This window comes from Streptomyces sp. NPDC059080 (assembly GCF_042739975.1).
GTDB lineage: Bacteria > Actinomycetota > Actinomycetes > Streptomycetales > Streptomycetaceae > Streptomyces > Streptomyces benahoarensis.
This window is the reverse complement of record NZ_JBHYGX010000016.1, coordinates 72,236-89,404: the sequence shown is the minus strand read 5'-3', so window position 1 is coordinate 89,404 and position 17,169 is coordinate 72,236. Positions and strand designations below refer to the sequence as shown.

General features: G+C 73.8%; 14 protein-coding genes and 1 pseudogene. 7 read left to right on the top strand and 8 right to left on the bottom strand.

The window, feature by feature from the left end; genetic code table 11:
- Window positions 1–267 precede the first annotated feature (267 nt).
- Window positions 268–2,724 carry a hypothetical protein gene (locus tag ACFWWQ_RS15665; RefSeq protein WP_384596131.1) on the top strand — a complete coding sequence of 819 codons (2,457 nt, stop codon included), beginning with the start codon at window positions 268–270 and terminating at the stop codon, window positions 2,722–2,724.
- On the opposite strand, the gene ACFWWQ_RS15660 is transcribed toward ACFWWQ_RS15665, so the two are convergent.
- The 4 genes from ACFWWQ_RS15660 to ACFWWQ_RS15645 form a co-directional block, all read right to left on the bottom strand.
- Window positions 2,694–5,135 (bottom strand): right-handed parallel beta-helix repeat-containing protein, encoded by a 2,442-nt coding sequence (locus ACFWWQ_RS15660; protein WP_384596128.1) that lies wholly within the window; start codon window positions 5,133–5,135, stop codon window positions 2,694–2,696. The two genes, ACFWWQ_RS15665 and ACFWWQ_RS15660, sit on opposite strands and share 31 nt — an antisense overlap.
- Before the next feature lie 231 nt (window positions 5,136–5,366).
- The gene (locus tag ACFWWQ_RS15655; protein ID WP_384596125.1) at window positions 5,367–5,963 is read right to left on the bottom strand and encodes a hypothetical protein; all 597 of its coding nucleotides are present in this window, start codon (window positions 5,961–5,963) and stop codon (window positions 5,367–5,369) included.
- Window positions 5,964–6,209: 246 nt separating this feature from the next.
- On the bottom strand, window positions 6,210–7,034 hold the full coding sequence (locus ACFWWQ_RS15650; protein ID WP_384596122.1) for an MOSC domain-containing protein: 825 nt from the start codon (window positions 7,032–7,034) through the stop codon (window positions 6,210–6,212).
- 67 nt (window positions 7,035–7,101) lie between these two features.
- The gene (locus ACFWWQ_RS15645; protein ID WP_384596119.1) at window positions 7,102–7,548 is read right to left on the bottom strand and encodes a DUF6643 family protein; all 447 of its coding nucleotides are present in this window, start codon (window positions 7,546–7,548) and stop codon (window positions 7,102–7,104) included.
- Between the two features lie 287 nt (window positions 7,549–7,835).
- Here ACFWWQ_RS15645 and ACFWWQ_RS15640 point away from each other — a divergent pair, with 287 nt between their 5' ends.
- The gene (locus ACFWWQ_RS15640; RefSeq protein ID WP_384596116.1) at window positions 7,836–9,185 is read left to right on the top strand and encodes a TerD family protein; all 1,350 of its coding nucleotides are present in this window, start codon (window positions 7,836–7,838) and stop codon (window positions 9,183–9,185) included.
- A 15-nt stretch (window positions 9,186–9,200) separates the two neighbouring features.
- Here ACFWWQ_RS15640 and ACFWWQ_RS15635 read toward each other — a convergent pair whose 3' ends face one another.
- Window positions 9,201–10,349 (bottom strand): glycosyltransferase, encoded by a 1,149-nt coding sequence (locus ACFWWQ_RS15635; protein WP_384596267.1) that lies wholly within the window; start codon window positions 10,347–10,349, stop codon window positions 9,201–9,203.
- 136 nt (window positions 10,350–10,485) lie between these two features.
- Here ACFWWQ_RS15635 and ACFWWQ_RS15630 point away from each other — a divergent pair, with 136 nt between their 5' ends.
- The 3 genes from ACFWWQ_RS15630 (at window position 10,486) to ACFWWQ_RS15620 (ending at window position 12,606) form a co-directional block, all read left to right on the top strand.
- Window positions 10,486–11,283, top strand: a complete 798-nt coding sequence (locus tag ACFWWQ_RS15630) for a glutamate racemase (RefSeq protein ID WP_384596113.1) — start codon at window positions 10,486–10,488, stop codon at window positions 11,281–11,283.
- Window positions 11,284–11,373: 90 nt separating this feature from the next.
- Window positions 11,374–11,979 (top strand): hypothetical protein, encoded by a 606-nt coding sequence (locus tag ACFWWQ_RS15625; protein WP_384596110.1) that lies wholly within the window; start codon window positions 11,374–11,376, stop codon window positions 11,977–11,979.
- Between the two features lie 135 nt (window positions 11,980–12,114).
- The gene (locus ACFWWQ_RS15620; RefSeq protein ID WP_384596107.1) at window positions 12,115–12,606 is read left to right on the top strand and encodes an NUDIX domain-containing protein; all 492 of its coding nucleotides are present in this window, start codon (window positions 12,115–12,117) and stop codon (window positions 12,604–12,606) included.
- 223 nt (window positions 12,607–12,829) lie between these two features.
- Here the strand turns inward: ACFWWQ_RS15620 and ACFWWQ_RS15615 are convergent, their stop codons facing one another.
- Window positions 12,830–13,840, bottom strand: coding sequence for a hypothetical protein (locus tag ACFWWQ_RS15615; protein ID WP_384596104.1), 1,011 nt, complete (start codon window positions 13,838–13,840; stop codon window positions 12,830–12,832).
- A gap of 297 nt (window positions 13,841–14,137) precedes the next feature.
- The gene (locus ACFWWQ_RS15610) at window positions 14,138–14,692 is read right to left on the bottom strand and encodes a hypothetical protein (protein ID WP_384596101.1); all 555 of its coding nucleotides are present in this window, start codon (window positions 14,690–14,692) and stop codon (window positions 14,138–14,140) included.
- A gap of 143 nt (window positions 14,693–14,835) precedes the next feature.
- On the opposite strand from ACFWWQ_RS15610, the pseudogene ACFWWQ_RS15605 reads away from it, so the two are divergent.
- A pseudogene (locus tag ACFWWQ_RS15605) lies at window positions 14,836–15,098 on the top strand (SDR family oxidoreductase); the annotation flags it as partial.
- Between the two features lie 90 nt (window positions 15,099–15,188).
- Window positions 15,189–15,383, top strand: a complete 195-nt coding sequence (locus ACFWWQ_RS15600; protein WP_384596098.1) for a CsbD family protein — start codon at window positions 15,189–15,191, stop codon at window positions 15,381–15,383.
- A 77-nt stretch (window positions 15,384–15,460) separates the two neighbouring features.
- Here the strand turns inward: ACFWWQ_RS15600 and proP are convergent, their stop codons facing one another.
- A complete protein-coding gene (proP, locus tag ACFWWQ_RS15595) occupies window positions 15,461–17,044 on the bottom strand; it encodes a glycine betaine/L-proline transporter ProP (RefSeq protein ID WP_384596095.1) in 1,584 nt (527 codons plus the stop codon).
- Window positions 17,045–17,169 lie beyond the last annotated feature (125 nt).

The window sequence follows — 17,169 nt, the reverse complement described above, 5'->3', positions numbered from 1 at the left end:
AGCTTAGGGGTGCCCCGTGTCGCGGTGCCTGCGGCGGACGGGTGAACCGGTCGCTCCGCGAAGTGGTCGTGGAGGCGCCCTGCTCAGCGTTTCAGGTGTACGCGGCAGGCGATCGGGACGCCCGAATCGGGCCTCCCTGGGGCCACGGGGGTATTTATCGGACGAAGAGCACTCTTTCAGGAGGGGAGTGCAACTCCGCGGCGGGGAAAGGTGATCCTTGTGTGAGGACCCGGCGCCGTCGGCGCCGCTCGGATTACGGGGGACACAGTGGAGACCGCGGACACGACACCACACGCGCATCCGCCACGCGCACACACCGCCAAGGAGACCACCGGCGACCGGCCACCACAGCTCGCCCTGGAGCTACTGGTGCACGGCGTCGGTGGCACCACACCGCAGGACATGCTCGGCGAGCCACGCACCACGCTGATCACCGGCGACGACACCGCGGCCTGCTACCGCCGCAGCGAGGACGCCGACGCGGAGGAGCGCCCCGAGGACTACCGTGACGCCCCGGTCCGCGAGGCGTACTGCTGGTCCAACCTCACCTCCGGCAACGGCGCCCGCGCCCTCTGGCTCATCCTGCTGCCTTTCATGGTCGCCAACCTCGCCCACTGGATGCGCCCCGCGGGCCCGCCCGGCCATCCCGCCCAGCGCGCCTACGACATCCTCGTCCGCCTCCTCGCACTCAGCCTGACCGTCCTGCTGGCAGCCGCCGCCTGTGAGGTCGCCCTCGACCTCACCGCCTGGCAGTGCGCCGGGACGGCCTCCTGCGTCGCGGGCAAGTCCTGGATGGGCTTCGTCAGCCCGGCCCGAGGCGGCTGGTGGAGCCTCCCCGGCCGCCGCCTGGTCCTCGCCGCCACCCTGCCGCTCCTCGTCATCGCCTTCCTGACCTGGCTCTCGCACCGCACCTGGAGCGCCTACGAATCGGCGTCCCCGCCGCCCCGTCGCCCCGGCACCTCCCGCAACACCCCGCCCGACGAACGCACCGCTCTCAGCCTCGACGGCTTCTGGTACGGCCGCCGCGTCGTGGCCCGGCTGCGCACCGTCCACACCACCGCGGGCGTGCTGACCGTCGCCGCCGCCGTGCTCTGCGCCGTCCGCACCACCGACGCCCGAGGCGGCGCCGGAGCCGCGCTCACCGCCACCGGCGACGCCCTCGCCGTCCTGCTCGCCCTGCTCGCCGCGACCACCCTCGTCGTCCTCGGACGCACCGCCCGCAGTGAGGCGGTGCCCGACGACACCCGGGACCGCGCCGTGGTCCGGGCCCTGCCTTACGCCGCCCTCGGCGCCTTCGCCCTGACCGCCGTGCACGCCGCCTGGCAGCGCCCCATGGCCGTCACCTCGGGCGCGCTGCCCGGCGTCGCTGCCTTCGGTGCCCTCACCGTTCTCCAGGGCGTCCTGGTACTCGCCCTGGTGCTCACCGCCCGGGTCCTGCACCGCATCTCCCGCGACGACGCCCGCGCCGCGCTGAACGGCATGGGCGGCCCCGCCGTCGCCCTGCTGGCCTGCGCGGTCGGCGGCGTCCTGTCCGGGGGAGTGGCCCAGCGGTTCGCCGACTGGATCGACGGCGACGCCACCCCGGGCGACAGCGGAGCAGCCATGGCCGGGCCGCCGGTGCTGCTCTCCTGGCAGGCGTCGGTCATCCCCGTCCTGCTGCTCGTCGTGGTCGCCGTCGCCCTGCTCGCCGCGCTGCGGGTGCGCACCGTCAGCCGCCGCGTCGCCGCCGATGTCCCCGGTCTCTACGACGACCGGCAGAAGCCCGACGCCTGGCTCACCGGGAAGATCGCTGGGACCATCGCCCGCGCCGGACTCACCGACTCCGCGCCCGTCCTGGCCGCCGCCACCGCCGCCGTCACCCTCCTCCTGGGCGCCGGTGCGGTCCTCGGCGCCTGGTGCACCGGCCGTGCGCCCGGCCCCGCCACCGAAGGCGCCCCGCCTGCCGTGCACGCCGCCGCCGAGACCGCGTCCGCCCTCGGCTCCTGGCTGATGGGCGCCGGGGTGATACTCCTGCTCGCCACCGGACGACGCGCCTACCGTGACCGCTCCGCCCGGCGCACCATCGGCATCCTCTGGGACGTCGGCACCTTCTGGCCGCGCGCCGCCCACCCCTTCGCGCCCCCCTGCTACGCCGAGCGCGCCGTCCCCGACCTCACCTGGCGGATGGCCACCTGGACCGAGCGGTACGACGGACGGCTGGTGATCTCGGGCCACTCGCAGGGCAGCGTGCTCGCCGCGGCGGCCGTCTGGCAGCTCGACCTCGTCACCCGCAGCCGCGTCGCCCTGCTCACCTACGGATCCCCGCTGGAGCGCCTTTACGGCCGCTGGTTCCCCGCGTTCTTCGGCCCGCCGTTCCTGACCGGGCTGCACCGAGAGATGGACGACTGGCGCAACCTCTGGCGCTTCACCGACCCCATCGGCGGCCCGATCCGCCTGACCACCGAGGAAGGCAGACGGATCGACGAGGGACCGCTGCGCGACCCGCTGACCCTGGGCCGTACCCTCCAGCATCCGCTGCCCGCCCAGATCCTCGGCCACGGCGATTACCAGGCCGACCCCGTCTTCGAGCGGGTCCGCGGCGAACTCCTCGCCCGCCTCGGCACGGCCCTGCCGGAACAGCGTGCCACGACGCCCGCCTCGGGAGCGCCGGAGCGGTCCGGCACCCCGGAGGCGGGCGACACCCCCCGTACGTCTCAGGGCAGTTCGGGAAGATCCTCGGGGTAGAGCAGGGTGAGGTCGTCGGTGCTCGGGTCGGTGAGTCGCGCGACCCGGCCCGCGTGCCGCTCGACCATCGCCTCGAACGTCTGCCGCGCCGTACGGCCGTTGCCGAACGACGGGCCCTTCGGCAGCTCCGTGAAGTACTTCAGCAGCGCCTCGTCGGCCCCCTCGCCGAGCTGGTACTCGTGCTCCTCGCCCTGCTGCCCGACGATCCGCAGCAACTCCTCCGCCCCGTAGTCGCCGAAGGTGATGGTCCGTGAGAAGCGGGATGCCACACCGGGGTTGACGGCCAGGAAGCGTTCCATCTCGGCGGTGTAACCGGCGACGATCACCACGACGGCTTCCCGGTGGTCCTCCATCAGCTTCACCAGCGTGTCGATGGCCTCCCGCCCGAAGTCACGACCCGAGTCCTCGGGGGAGAGGGCGTACGCCTCGTCGATGAACAGCACCCCGCCGCGCGCCCGGTCGAACGCCTCCTGGGTGCGGATCGCGGTCGAGCCGATGTGCTCGCCCACCAGATCCACCCGCGACACCTCGACCAGATGCCCGCGCTCCAGCACCCCCAGGGAGGCAAGGATCTCGCCGTACAGCCGGGCGACGGTCGTCTTGCCCGTACCGGGGGAGCCGGTGAACACCAGGTGGCGGCGGGCGGAGGCGGCCTTCAGGCCCGCCCGCTGCCGCCTGCGCCCCACCTCGATCATGTTGATCAGACTGCGGACCTCATGCTTGACGCTCTCCAGACCCACCAGGGTGTCGAGTTCGCCGAGCACCTCCTCCGACGGGCGCCGCGCCGCCTCGGGCTCGCTCTCCGCGGGCGTCGCCTCCGGGCGCGTGGCGGCCTGCGCCGGAACGCCGCTCAGCAGACCGGTGGTCTGCGTCGTCTGCTGCACCGCCGGTGCCGCCCCTGTGGACGGCGCGGGCGCCGCGGTCCGGCTCTCGTCGCTGGTGCAGTCCGTGACGGTCGGCCCGCCGGTGCCGTCCCCGGACGCCCCGTCGGCGAACTCGTAGCCACCGCGAGCGCACCGCTCCGTACGGCAGCGGGTCAGCGTCGTCCGGCAGCCGTCGATGATGTGGAAGCCGAAGCCGGAGCTGCCGGTGACCCGGCAGCCCTGGAAGGTACCGCGCCCCTCGGCCGAGACGTAGAAACCGGCCTCGGTGGGCGAACCGACCGTGCAGCCCTCGACGGTGGGGTCGGCGCCCTTGGTGACGATGACGCCGGTCTGCGCACCCTCGATGACGCAGTTGGCGAGGGTGCCGCCGCTGCCGTGGTCCCGGAACCACGCGCCCGTCGCAGCCTCCCGGATCCGGCAGTCGTCCAGCTGCACCGTCGCGCCGTCGCTGACCGACACCGCGGTGTTGCGCACCTGCGACAGATCGCAGTCGACGACATCGGCGCGCGAGCCGCGGTCGAGGACGAACAGCGCGTCGGGCACATCGTGCACCCGCGTGGCGTCCAGCACGGCCGTCGCGCCGTCGCTCACCCACACCGCGGGGTAGTCGCCCGTACTGTCGTGGATCTCGCACTGGTTGGCGTCCACGCGGGTTCCCGGGTCCCACACCGACAGGCCGTTGCGCCCGAAGTGCCGCACCGTGGAGCGGGTCAGGGTGAGGACCGACCGGGAGCGCAGATCGATGGCGTTCTCCGGTATGTCATGGATGTCGCAGTCGGCGAGGGTGAGCACCGCGTCGGTGTCGAGGGTGACGCCGTCGGCCGAGGTGCGGTGCACAGTGCAGTCCGTCAGATGCCCGGTCGCGCGCGACGCCACCTGCACACCGGTGCCCTTGATCTCGTAGATCTCGGTGCCCACCGCCTCCACGCCGCTGCCCTCGCCGTGCAGCGACAGACCGGCGCCGGAGGCGTGGTGTATCCGGCAGTTCTCCAGCCGCGGGTGCGCGCCGCCGCGCACCGCGACCCCGGCCTGCCCCGCGGCCACCACCTCGCACTCCTCGAAGACACCGCCCGCGCCGTCCAGCACGCTGATGCCGACGCCCCCGGAGTTGTCGACCGTGCAGCGCCGCACCGTCGGCCGGGCCCCACCGCGCACCTCGACACCGGCGGCGGAACGGGTCACCACCCGCAGCCCCACCAGCTCCGGCGCACAGTCCTCCACCAGTACGGCGGGCGACGCCGAATCCGTCGCCTCCAGGTGCAGATCGTGAATGATCGCGGATGCCCGTATCGTCAGCGCGACGCCGTCGGCCGGGACGATCCGCACCGAGCCGCGTGCCCCGTCCGGACCGCGCAGCGTCACCGCGCGCTGCAACACCAGATTCTCGCGGTACGTCCCCGCCGGCACGGTCAGCACGTCACCGTCCCCCGCGGCCTCCAGCGCTGCGGAGAGCGAGCTGTACTCGCCCGTGCGGCGTCGCCAGCGGGATGTTCCGGAGTGCGTCACCTGGACCGAGCCCTGTGCCATGGCGCTGTCGTGCCCCCACCTCGTGCGGCTGTTGACGGCCCGGCAGGTTCCGTCCGCTGATGTCCGCATACGGGTGCCCGGGCCCCAGCCGAGTGGCTGGCTGCACCACCGTAGCGCGCCCGGCGGGCGGTAGTTGACGTGGTCGGACAGCGTGGGCCGGACGTGGGGACGCACGGACGCACAGGCCCGGCGCAGGCGTCCGAGCCGTGCGCCGCGGGGCCCGGAACGCGGTCAGTTTCCGGCGTCCGCGCGGCCCCAGGTCTGACCCGCGCGCGCCCATGCCTCGTCCCAGCGGCGGTAACGGCGCACCATCAGCTGCCGTACGGCCAGCCGACGGGCGCCCTCGACCAGCCCCCCGGCGCAGGCGGCGACCCCGAGGCCCGCCAGCGTCGCGTGGGTGGCGGCGGTGGACTCGTCCATGGGGCGGGGGATGACCAGACCACGGTCGTCGGTCCAGACCCGGAAGCGGTCGCCCGGCTCGACGGGCCGGGGCGCGCCTATCCGTCCCGTGCGCGGGCTGCCGTCCCACGCCGTCCACCGGGCGATGACCCGTAGATGGGAGTCGTGCCGCGAGGACGTCTCCGGGTCTGGGTCCATCGGAGTGCGGGTGGCCAGACGGTCGACGGTGGCCCACACCAGATGGCGGTGGGCGGCCTGGGCGCGCACCGTCGCCAGCAACGCGTCGTGCACCGCGCCGCCCGCCTTCGCCCCCGCCACCGGTGCTCCCAGGCCGATCAGCAGCACGGTGAGCACGGTCAGCAGGGACTCGACGCGGTCGGTACGGCGGCGCAGCGGATTGCGCCACCGCGCACACAGACTGGGCTTCACTCGCTTCACCGGGCCCCCTCTCCGACTCCTTGAATACCCCATCCGGCACCGTTTGTGCGCGACTTCCGCCCACTCTGACCGGCGTCCCGGCTCATCCCCGAGGCCCGCCCGGGCGCCGGGGGCCGTGGTATGCGCGGGCGCGCACCGCCTCCTGACCTCCGCCCCGGAGCGCCGCGAGACCGCCGGCCGTACGCCCCGGTGGGCGCCCGTACGGCGAGACGTCCGCGCGCCGCCCGGCCCGGGGCGTCAGCCGAGTATCTCGAAGGGGTCGCCGACACAGATCGTGCCGGTGTTCCGCGGGATGAGGTTCTGGCCGAAGACCGGGCGTTCGGAGATGCGGTGGTGGCGCGCCAGGGTGCGCAGCGGCTCTTTGCCCCGCTCGGCGGTGCGCTGGTCGGTGGTGGTGACGACGCACCGGCTGCTGGGCTTCGCGACGTCGAAGACCACGGTGCCGATCCGCACCGTGCGCCAGGTGTCCTCGGCCCACGGGGTGGTGCCGTCGACGACCGCGTTGGGACGGAAGCGGTCCATCGGCAGCGGGCCCTCGTCGGCGTGATCGCCCTGGGCGATGAGGGAGTTGAGGGCGTCCAGGGACGCGATGGTGGTGAGCAGCAGCGGATAGCCGTCGGCGAAGGAGACGGTGTCGCCCGGCCGGGAGTACCGCGGATCGACGGGCCGCCGCTCGGCCGGTGTGTCGAGGTGCGCCAGCTCCACCGGCGTCCCCAGATACCGGCTGAACCATGCGGACGCGGCGGAGCCGGCCGGTACCGCTTCGACCTCGTCCCGCCAGATCCCGACCGTGACCGTCCTGCCGGGCTCGGGCACCTCGACGGTCAGCGGCTCCATCCCGGGCGCGGTGAGTCGGACCCCGCCGCCCGGCAGGCCGTCGGCGGCGGCCAGCGCCAGTTTCGGGTGCGGCCGCTGGGTCACCAACCGGCGCTCGGCATCGACCAGCATCCAGCGCCGGTCCCCGGCGAGCCCCCAGGGTTCCACGACCGCTTCGGCGGGACCGGCCCCCGCAAGGGACTTGACCGGGTACAGATGAATGTCACGCAGTGCTGGCTCGGGCATGTCCCCATCCTGCCAGCCACCACCGACAGTCGACCCGGGAGGCCGGTCCCGTGCCCCCCGCTCCCGGTCAGTAGCCCCGGGGCTGGTACGAGCGGCCGTACGGGTCGTCGTACGGCGCCGGGCCGCGCTGCGGGGCGGGGGCCACGGGGGCGGCCGGGCGCATCGCCTCGTAGCCGGTGCCCATGGGCGGGCGCGGCGGCTGCGGGGCGGCCGGGTGGCCGCGGGTGACCGCCTGCTGCGGGATGTACGGCGCGGGCGTGTACTGGAGCGGGGCGACCGGGGCCGCGACACCGGGGTGGCCCTGCCCGGGCGACGGATGCGAAGGGGCGGCGGGGAGCGCCGCCGGGAGCGCCGGAAGGTACGACGAGCCGGTGTCGTACGGCGCCGGGTTGACCCGGATCGGGGCGATCTGCGGCGTCCCGCGCTCGGCGACGAGACTGTCGTAGATGGGGGTGTCCGGGAAGGACGGCGAAGCGTAGTAGCCGCCGCCGTAGGTAGAGCGGGGGGAGGTCATACCTCTTAAGTTAAGCCCACGATGTGCCGATTGGGGAGCCTGGAAAGCGGGTTGTTTCATGGGGCGGTGGCGACCTCCCGCCCGTAATGGGGATGAAATGGCGAAAACCGGTCGAGATCACCCGTAGAAAATGCGTAAAGACCGCGCTTCTCGCAAGTGAACAGGGGACGTTCACACCGCGTTCCGGCCAAGTAGGTGGGGAACGGCTGTGGCTGACGGGGCGTTCGGCGGGGTGGGAGCGTCCTGTGGGGTCTGCGGGATGCGGGAAGCGCGAGAAGGGTGCCGAGATGGCGATGCTCAAGGGCGGGAACGTTCCGGTGGCGGCGGGGGCTGTGCGGGTCGAACTGGGCTGGCGGGCCGCCCCCGGGGCGCCGGACGTGGACGCCTCCGCCCTCCTCCTGGTCTCCGGACGGGTGCGCGACGACGGCGATTTCCTCTTCTACAACCAGCCGGTCCACGCGTCCGGCGCCGTCCGGTACGAGGGCAGGAACAGCTCCGGAGACGCGCGGACCGACACCCTCGCCGTCGACCTCAAGGCCGTCGACGACGCGGTGGACACGGTGGTGCTCGCGGCCTCCGCCGACGGCGGCACCTTCGGGCAGGTACCCGGCCTGCACATCCGGGTGCTGGACGCGGCGGGCGGCGCCGAACTGGCCCGCTTCGACAGCGAGGACGCCACCGCCGAGACCGCCTACGTCCTCGGTGAGCTGTACCGCCGCCAGGGCGGGTGGAAGTTCCGCGCCGTGGGCCAGGGGTACGCCACCGGGCTCGCGGGCCTCGCCGCCGACTTCGGCATCAGCGTCGAGCCGGAGCCGGAGCCGGAGGCGACGGCCCCGATGGCAACCCCCGCGGCCCCGGCGCCCGCGGGCCCCGCGCCGGGGGGTCCGTACCCGGGTGCGGCGCCCGCGCCTGCCGCTCCGGTCGGCCCGCCCCCGCCGACGGCGCCTCCAGCCCCCGCCGCTCCCGTCAGTCTCACCAAGGTCACCCTGACGAAGGAGGCACCGTCCGTATCGCTCACCAAGCAGGGCGGCACCGGCGGCGCGATGCGGGTCAACCTCAACTGGACCGGCGCCGGGGCGGCCAAGCGGTTCGGCAAGAAGCTCGGCCGCAAGGCCATGGAGGCGCTCGGGGCGCGCGGCGCGCTGCTGCCGCCGGGCGGCGACCTCGATCTCGATCTGTGCGCCCTCTACGAACTCACCGACGGCAGTGCCGGAGTGATCCACCCGCTGGGCAACAGCTTCGGCGCGCTGCACGCCCCGCCCTACCTCCAGCTCGACGGCGACGACCGCACCGGCGCCGTGGCGACCGGCGAGAACCTCACCATCAACCTCGACCACCAGAGCCACATCCGCCGCATCCTGCTCTTCGTCACCGTCTACGCCGGTGCCCGCAGCTTCGAGGGGCTGCACGCGTCCGTCACCCTCCAGCCGCAGCACGGCGCGCCCGTGGAGTTCACCCTCGACGCCTGCACCGTGCCCGCGACGGTCTGCGCCCTCGCCCTGATCACCCACACCGGCAGCGAACTCGTCGTCCACCGCGAGGCCCGCTACCTCGTCCCGGAACCCGGCGTCAGCCCGCAGCGCACCGTCGACCACGCCTACGGCTGGGGCCTGACCTGGTCGCCCGCCAGGAAATGACCGGCGGCGTGGCCCTCACGGCGCGCCGTACGTCCGGCCCTTCCACGCCGCCCCGCGGCCCCGGTGGTGCCGTAGCGCCGAGTCCACCGTCATCAGCAGGTACAGCAGCGCGGTGAACGGGAGCAGCGGCGCCGTCCACCACGGCTGCCGGTAGTACCGCACCATCGGCAGGAACGTCCCGCACATCACCGCCCACGCCGCGCCCCCGCACCCCGCCGCCACGGCGCTGCCCGCCGCCGCGCCCGCCAGCAGCGTCGCGGGCGGCGCCAGGTACACCAGCGCGAGCCCCAGCACCGTCCCGAGCAGCAGCAGTGGCTGGTGGCGCAGCTGGGCGTAGGCGCTGCGGGCGACCATCTGCCACAGCTCGGCCAGCCGCGGGTACGGCCGCACGCTGTCCACCCGCTCCGCCAGCCCCAGCCAGATCCGCCCGCCGGACGCCTTGACCGCCCGGGCCAGCGTCACATCGTCGATCAGCGCGTGCCGGATGGACTCCGGGACACCCGCCCGTTCGGCCGCGTCCGCGCGCAGCAGGACGCAGCCACCGGCCGCCGCCGCGGTCCGGGCGCCCGGCCGGTTCACCCACCGGAACGGGTAGAGCTGCGCGAAGAAGTACACGAACGCCGGGACGATCAGCCGCTCCCAGAACGTGGCCACCCGCAGCCGCGCCATCTGCGACACCAGATCCAGCCGCGCCGACCGCGCCGCCGCCACCAACTCCCGCAGACTGTCCGGCTCATGGGCGATGTCGGCGTCCGTCAGCAGCAGATACTCCGCGTCCGTCCGCCCCCGCGCCAGCGCGATCCCCTGGCGTACGGCCCAGAGCTTGCCGGTCCACCCGGGCTCCATCGCACCCGGGGAGGCGACGGTCAGGGGCAGTCCGCCTCGCTCGGCGGCGAGCGCGCGGGCCAGCGCGCCGGTGCCGTCCGTGCTGCCGTCGTCGACGAGGAAGATCTCGGCCCGGCCCGGGTACTTCTGCGCCAGCAACGACGGCAGGCTGACCGGCAGCACCGCCGCCTCGTCGCGGGCCGGTACCACCACGGCCACCGAAGGCCACCGCTCCGGCTCCGTGCGCGCGGGCATCCGGACGTCCGTCCGCCAGAAGAAGCCCTGCCCCAGCAGCAGCCACACCCAGGCCGCCAGCGACCCGGCACCGATCCACTCCACCGCTCCCACGGCCGCAGTCTGCCGTACGGCGGGTGCGGTGGCGGGATGTTCCGACGCCCGGCGGGGCGGCGGCGCGCCCGCCCGGAGCGCCCGGTCCGGTATGACAAGTCGGGCACCCGCCGAGTAGGGTGCCCGGGTGAAGATCGCGCTGATGGACTCCGGTACCGGCCTGCTTCCCGCCGCCGCCGCGGTACGCCGGCTCCGGCCGGACGCCGATCTCGTCCTCTCCACCGACCCCGACGGCATGCCCTGGGGGCCGCGTACCCCCGACGATGTCACCGCGCACGCGCTGGCCTGCGCCCGCGCCGCCGCGGCGCACCGTCCGGACGCGCTGATCGTCGCCTGCAACACCGCCTCCGTGCACGCCCTCCCGGCGCTCCGCGCCGAGCTGGAGCCCGGTATCCCGGTCATCGGCACCGTCCCGGCGGTCAAGCCTGCCGCGGCTTCCGGCGGCCCGGTCGCCATCTGGGCGACCCCGGCCACCACCGGCAGTCCGTACCAGCGCGGGCTGATCGAGCGGTTCGCCGCGGGCGTGGACGTCACCGGCGTGCCCTGCCCTGGTCTCGCCGACGCCGTCGAGGCGGCCGACGAGCGTGCCATTGCCGACGCGGTCGCGGCGGCCGCCGCCCGCACCCCGCGTGACATCCGTGCCGTCGTCCTCGGCTGCACCCACTACGAGCTGGTCGCCGACGCCATCCGCGACGCCCTCCAGCAGCCCGCCGCGCCCGCCCTCGCGCTGTACGGCTCGGCCGACGCGGTCGCCGCCCAGGCGCTGCGGCGGATCGGCGCCGAGCCCGCGCCGGACGCCGCGCCGACCGGCGGCCTGTACATGATCGAGAGCGGCCGCCCCGGCGCGCTGCCTCTCCTCGCCCTGGCGTACGCCGAGGGCCGGCTGCTGGCCCCCGGCGCCGCTGCGGCGGCCGGGCGCGGCTGACCGCACCGCTCCGGGGAGCCGCCGTCGGGACCCGCTGACGTGGCGGGTGACACGCTGCTCCCGGGCGGGAAGGCGCGTACGCTGCGTGGCATGAGGGACCACCCCCACGACGGGGCAGCCGCCCCCGACGCGCACCCCCACCCCTCCGGATCCGGCGACGACGCCCACCTCTCCGGTGCGCACGCGCAGATCCCCGAGGTGTGGCACGGCAGTGCCACCAACCGCATCCAGTGGCTGCTGGCCGCGATCGGCGTGGCCTGCCTGGCGCTGGGCGTCCAGCTGGCCGTCGCCAGCCGGTGGACGTCCTCGGTGGTGCCGCTGGTGATGGCCGTGGTCGGCTGCGTCGCGGCCGGTCTGCTGGTCCTCTTCGGCACGCTCGCCTTCGTCCATGTCGAGGTCCGGGTGGACCGCGAGTCCATGGAGGTGCGCTGCGGACACATCGGGGTGCCGCGCCGCCGTATCCCGCTCTCCGGCGTCGTCGACGTCGAGACGGCCCCCTGGGTCACGCCGCGCCACTGGGGCGGCTGGGGCTACCGCTGGCGTCCCGAGCAGGGCATGGCCATCGTGGTGCGCCGTGGCGAGGCGGTGGTCCTCACCCTCCGTGACGGCCGGACGTTCACGGTCACCGTCGATGACGCCGAGGGCGCCGCCCGCTGCATCCGAAGCCGTATCCCGGCCCGTACGGCCACCCCTTAGGGGTCCTTAGGGACCCTTAGGGTTCCCTAAGGGTCCTTAGGGGGTGTCTTTCCGATCTTCGTGGGACCGTGGCTGATCCACGGAGATCGAAAAGACGCCCCCTGGGCATCTCGCCCGTTCCTCTACAGTGCAGACATGGCAACCCCTGACTTCATCCGTGACCTGCGCTCCACCCTCGGCCATCAGCTGCTGTGGCTGCCCGGGGTGACCGCCGTGGTCTTCGACGACGACGGCCGGGTGCTGCTGGGCCGCCGTGCGGACACCGGCGGCTGGTCGGTGATCGGCGGCATCGCCGAGCCCGGCGAGCAGCCGGCCGAGGTCGCGGTCCGCGAGGTCTTCGAGGAGACGGCGGTCCGCGTCGTCCCCGAACGCGTCGTCCTCGTCGAGGCACTGGCGCCGCTGACCTATCCGAACGGCGATGTCTGCCAGTTCATGGACATCACGCTGCGCTGCCGGGCGGTCGGCGGCGAGGCACGCGTCAACGATGACGAGTCGCTGGATGTGGCGTGGTTCGCCCTGGACGCGCTCCCGGATCTGGAGGGGTTCGCGCTGACCCGCATTCGCCGGGCGGCGGAGGACGGGGAGGCGTGGTTCGAGGGGAAGGGCGGGGTGTCGGTGTTGTCGTAGGAGGCGTCGGGGTCCAACAGTGCTCCGGTGACGCTCACCCCGACCGGACACGCCACGCCGAAGGCCGCGAGCAGGGCGCTGACCGTGCTCGGGGAGAACCCGCTCACCTCGCCCAGGAACGTCACGAGGTACGTGTATCCGGCGAACGCCCCGGTGGCGGAGAGGGCCCCGGCCGCCAGCACGGCGCCGAACCGGCGGGCGTCGGGATGCGTTCCGTAGGCGGTCAGGCGCGGCCGGCGGACCCTGCCGCGTACTCCTGGTTCTGGGCGCCGATGACCGTGTCGAAGGAGTCCTCGGCGTGTGCGGCGCCGTACAGGGCGAAAGAGCCAAGGGATTTGCCCTGTTGGAGCACGGCAGCGCGGTTGGCGGCGGCCTCGTAGGTGAGGGAGTGGGGGCCGTCGCGCATGATGACGGCGGCGAAGTGGTTCTGCCATCCGTCCGGCGCCGCGCCGTTGAGGTCGATGTAGTGGTTCTCGCCCACCTCCGGCCGCTCGCGGCGGTGGCCGAGGCCGTTCTCGGGGCGGCCGATGAGGCGCTGGGCCGCGGCCTGGCAGTCGTTGGGCAGCGTGATCAGCAACTCGTCGGCCCGCGTCTCCTGGTCCGTTGCGGCGGCGATGCGCTCGGCGTACGCGGCCGCCAGCTTCGGCAGAAAGGTCTTCACGTCCTCCAGCCCCTCGCGTCCGAACCGCTCCGGGTACGGGAGGTTTTCGCCCATCCAGCCGCCGCCCACCGTCTTGAGGGCCAGCGTCATGGCCTCCTCGCGCGCGCCGTTGACGGACCTGTTGTCGGGCTCCTTCCGGCTGTCGAGCAGCTTGTTGACGCGTAGCGCGAGGGCGTTGAGCTGTTCGAACTCCGGTGGCCGCCGCCCCAGGGACCGCTGGTACGCGGCGCGTTTCCGGTCGCGCTGCGCGTCGTCGTCCCCGTGCACCGGTTCGTGCTCCGCCGACCCGACGGCGTCCGCGTGGGCCGCGGTCTTGTACACGGGCAGCACGCGGTAGAGCTGCTGCCCGGCGACTTCCACGGGCGTTCCACGCCGCAGCGTGATCGCCACCCGGTCCAGCCCCGCCAGCCGGGCGTTGGCCTCGGCGAACATCTCCGCCGACGCATACGCCTCCTGGCGGCCGCGGAGCGCGAGGTGCCCGCCCGCGGAGACCTTCTCGAACCCCTGGGCTCCGCCGTCCTTCGCCCCCGCGGCCCGCTGCACCGTCGTGCGCTGCCCGAGCATGCGTGCCACCGCGGCGTTCCCCGCCGTCCGTTGCAGAAAGGCGACGTCCGGCGCCCTGCCGCCCGCAGGCCGTCGCACCGCTCGCTGCTGCGCAGGGGCCTGTGCCCGTGCGGCAGCGGGCCGATGCTGTTCCCAGGCGTGCACGAAGACTCCGATCCGGTGAGGTGGCACAAGGCGGACCGGACCTTACGTGGCCGCGGCCCCCGGGGCCAGGTACGGAAGGGTGGGGACGAGGGCAGCGGTGATGTTTTGCCGGATGCCCTTCGGGAACGCCGTGCGGGGGCGAACGGGCAGGGCGCCCCCGGCTCACAGCTCCTCGGCGGACGGGTTGTCCACCGGCGTGCTCGACTCGTCCGGCAGTGGCGGGAGATGGGACTCGTCGGGGGAGTCGGACGAGTCGGGCGGGGACGAGCCGGGTTCGTCGGACGGCGGGCCGTCGGGCTCCTCGGTGTGCATCTCCAGGCGGTCCTTGCGGCAGCTGCTGACCCAGGTGCCGGTCGGACCGCCCTCGTAGCGGCAGAGCCAGCCGCGGACGGTGAGGGAACCGGCGGTGCCCCCGCCGTCCGGGGCGTGACGGAAGAACACGGCCATCACGTCATGGGCCTCGCCGCAGCCCACCGTGCCGTCGGCGCCCGGGTCCGCGTAGAGGGCCACGTCGTGCGCGGTGCCGAGCGCGTCGCGGATCTCGCCGCACTCCACCGGCTGCCCCGGGAAGGTCGGCGCGCTGCCGGACGGCGCCGGCGTCCGGCCCGGCGCTCGGGTGGGGGATGCGGCCGCGGTGTCCGCGGACCGCTCGCCGCCGGAGCACGCCGCGGCGGCGAGGGCGAGCAGCACGGTCGGCACGGCGAGCAGTCGGCGCATGGTCGTACCCCCTGGTGTCGGTGGCGTACTGCACCTTCGGACGGTAGGAGCCCCGGCGCGGTACGGCGATCCGGGGCGGCCGTCCGGGTGAGCGCCACCGGGGACGGCAGGGGCGGCGCGAGCCCTACGGGGCCCGTGGGCCCGCCCCGCACGGCGTCACCTCCCACTGCATCAATCCCGGCTATGTCCGCACCCCGCTCGTCGAGGGGGCAGATCGCCGACCAGGCCGAGGCGCACGGCATCCCCGCGGAGCGGGTGCTCAAGGAGGTGCTGCTGGTGCGGTCCGCGAGGAAACGGCTGGTGGAACCGGCGGAGGTCGCCGAGATGGTGGCGTACCTCTGCTCGCCGGGGCGGCGTTCTCACGGGCGCGTCGCTGTCGCTGGACGGGGGCTGGACGGCGCACTGAGCGAGGCGCGGCGGTCTCCGGGTGCGACGCGTCCGCACCTGCGGGACGGTGGTGATGTCGTGACCCCGCTATCGGGACAAGGAGTGCGCCATGCGTGACAAAGGTGCGGCGGACAAGGTGAAGGGCAAGGCCAAGGAGGCCGCAGGGAAGGCCACGGGCGACGACCGGATGGCCGCCGAGGGCCGAACCGACCAGGCCAAGGGGGACGTCAAGAAGGCGATGGGCGGAGCCAAGGAGAAGGCGAAGGGGATGAAGGACTCCCTGAAGAATCGCGATGACTCCTGAGACGCGACGGTTCCTGACCCGCGCCCCGCATCCGTGCCCCGCCACCCCCGTGACGGAGGGCGGGGCACCGCCGTGCGTCAGCGCGCCCAGGGGTGCCGCAGCCGGATCCAGAGGTCGCGGGCGCGGCGCCCGGCCTGGGTGCGGCTGCGGGCGACGAGCTGCCGGGCCTGTTCCTTCGTTTCGACCATCGGGCCGGAGCCGCGCAGCGGCTTGCCCGCCGTCTCGCGCAGGAAGAACGTCGCCACCAGGCCGATGAGGCCGGCCACCATCAGGTAGTACGCCGGGACCATCGTGTCGCCGGTCGCCTGGACCAGGGCGGAGGCGAACAGCGGGGTCGTCCCGCCGAAGAGCGACACGGAGATGTTGAAGGCGATCGACAAGGCGCCGTACCGCAGCCGGGTCGGGAACAGCGCGGGCAGCGTGGCGGCCGAGGTCCCGGCGAAGCAGACCAGCAGCAGGCCCAGGATCAGACAGCCGAAGGCGGGCAGCGCGATGCCCCCGGCGCGGATCAGCAGCACTGCGGGCGCCGCCAGCAGGATCAGGGCGATGCTGCCCGCCATGAAGACGGGCCGCCGGCCCCAGCGGTCCGAGGTGCGGCCGACGGTGGTGATCGTCAGCACCACCACGATCATCGTGCCGAGCACCAGCAGCTGCGCGGTGAGGGCGTCCTGATGCAGCGTCTCGCTCATGAAGGTCGGCAGATACGACGTGACCATGTAGTTGGTGACGTTGTAGAGCAGCACCAGCCCCATGCAGATGAGGACCGCCTGCCAGTGGCGGGTGAAGATCTCCTTCAGACGGCCGTGGCCGGACTGCCGGGCCACCTCGACGGGGTCGTCGCCGCCCGCGCTGCGGATCTTCTCGGCCTCCTCGCGCGCCGCCGCCGCCTCCCGCTCGAACGCGGGCGTCTCCTCCAGGTGCAGCCGCATGTACAGGCCGATCAGCCCGAGCGGCCCGGCCACCAGGAACGGCAGCCGCCAGCCCCAGCCGGTCATCCCGTCGTCGCCGAGGACCGCGGTGAGCACGGTGACCAGCCCGGAGCCGAGCGAGTAGCCGACGAAGGTGCCGAAGTCGAGCCAGCTGCCGAGGAAGCCGCGCCGCCTGTCGGGCGCGTACTCGGCGATGTAGGTCGTGGCGCCCGCGTACTCGCCGCCCGTGGAGAACCCCTGGACGAGGCGGCAGACCAGCAGCAGGAGCGGCGCGGCGAAGCCGATGGCCGCGTAGGTGGGCAGGAAACCCACCGCGAAGGTGCTGATCGCCATCATGATCATGGTCGCGGCGAGGACGCGTTTACGGCCGATGCGGTCGCCGAGCGGCCCGAAGACCAGCCCGCCCAGCGGCCGGACGAGGAAGGCGGCGGCGAACGTGGCGAACGTGGAGACCACCTGCGCACCGGGGGAGCTGGCGGGGAAGAACACCTTGCCCAGCGTCCCGGCGAGATAGGCGTAGACGCCGAAGTCGAACCATTCCATCGTGTTGCCGAGCGCGGCGGCGGAGACCGCGCGGCGGACCTGGGGGCGGTCGGTGACGGTGACGTCCGCGGCGCTCAGGGCGTGCTTGCGGCGGCGCAGCAGGATGCGGAGCAGACGGTCGTTGACGGCGTTGCCGCGGGCGGCGCTCCGGCCCCGTCGCAGCTGCGGTGTACGGCGTCCAGGGGCCATGTCACCCCGTCCATGACGATGTCGAGAGGATCATGACGACGGATTATTGCCCGCAATGTCCTATGCGGAGGTGGCCCCTTCGGCCCAGCGTGTCGCCCACCGGGGTGGCGCCCGCCGCCGCACAC

Coding starts and splice junctions, on each gene's coding strand:
- ACFWWQ_RS15600 (WP_384596098.1), top strand. CDS start 15,189: ATGCGTGACAAAGGTGCGGCGGACAAGGTGAAGGGCAAGGCCAAGGAG.
- ACFWWQ_RS15625 (WP_384596110.1), top strand. CDS start 11,374: ATGAGGGACCACCCCCACGACGGGGCAGCCGCCCCCGACGCGCACCCC.
- ACFWWQ_RS15650 (WP_384596122.1), bottom strand. CDS start 7,034: ATGCCCGAGCCAGCACTGCGTGACATTCATCTGTACCCGGTCAAGTCC.
- ACFWWQ_RS15620 (WP_384596107.1), top strand. CDS start 12,115: ATGGCAACCCCTGACTTCATCCGTGACCTGCGCTCCACCCTCGGCCAT.
- proP (WP_384596095.1), bottom strand. CDS start 17,044: ATGGCCCCTGGACGCCGTACACCGCAGCTGCGACGGGGCCGGAGCGCC.
- ACFWWQ_RS15640 (WP_384596116.1), top strand. CDS start 7,836: ATGGCGATGCTCAAGGGCGGGAACGTTCCGGTGGCGGCGGGGGCTGTG.
- ACFWWQ_RS15645 (WP_384596119.1), bottom strand. CDS start 7,548: ATGACCTCCCCCCGCTCTACCTACGGCGGCGGCTACTACGCTTCGCCG.
- ACFWWQ_RS15660 (WP_384596128.1), bottom strand. CDS start 5,135: ATGGCACAGGGCTCGGTCCAGGTGACGCACTCCGGAACATCCCGCTGG.
- ACFWWQ_RS15610 (WP_384596101.1), bottom strand. CDS start 14,692: ATGCGCCGACTGCTCGCCGTGCCGACCGTGCTGCTCGCCCTCGCCGCC.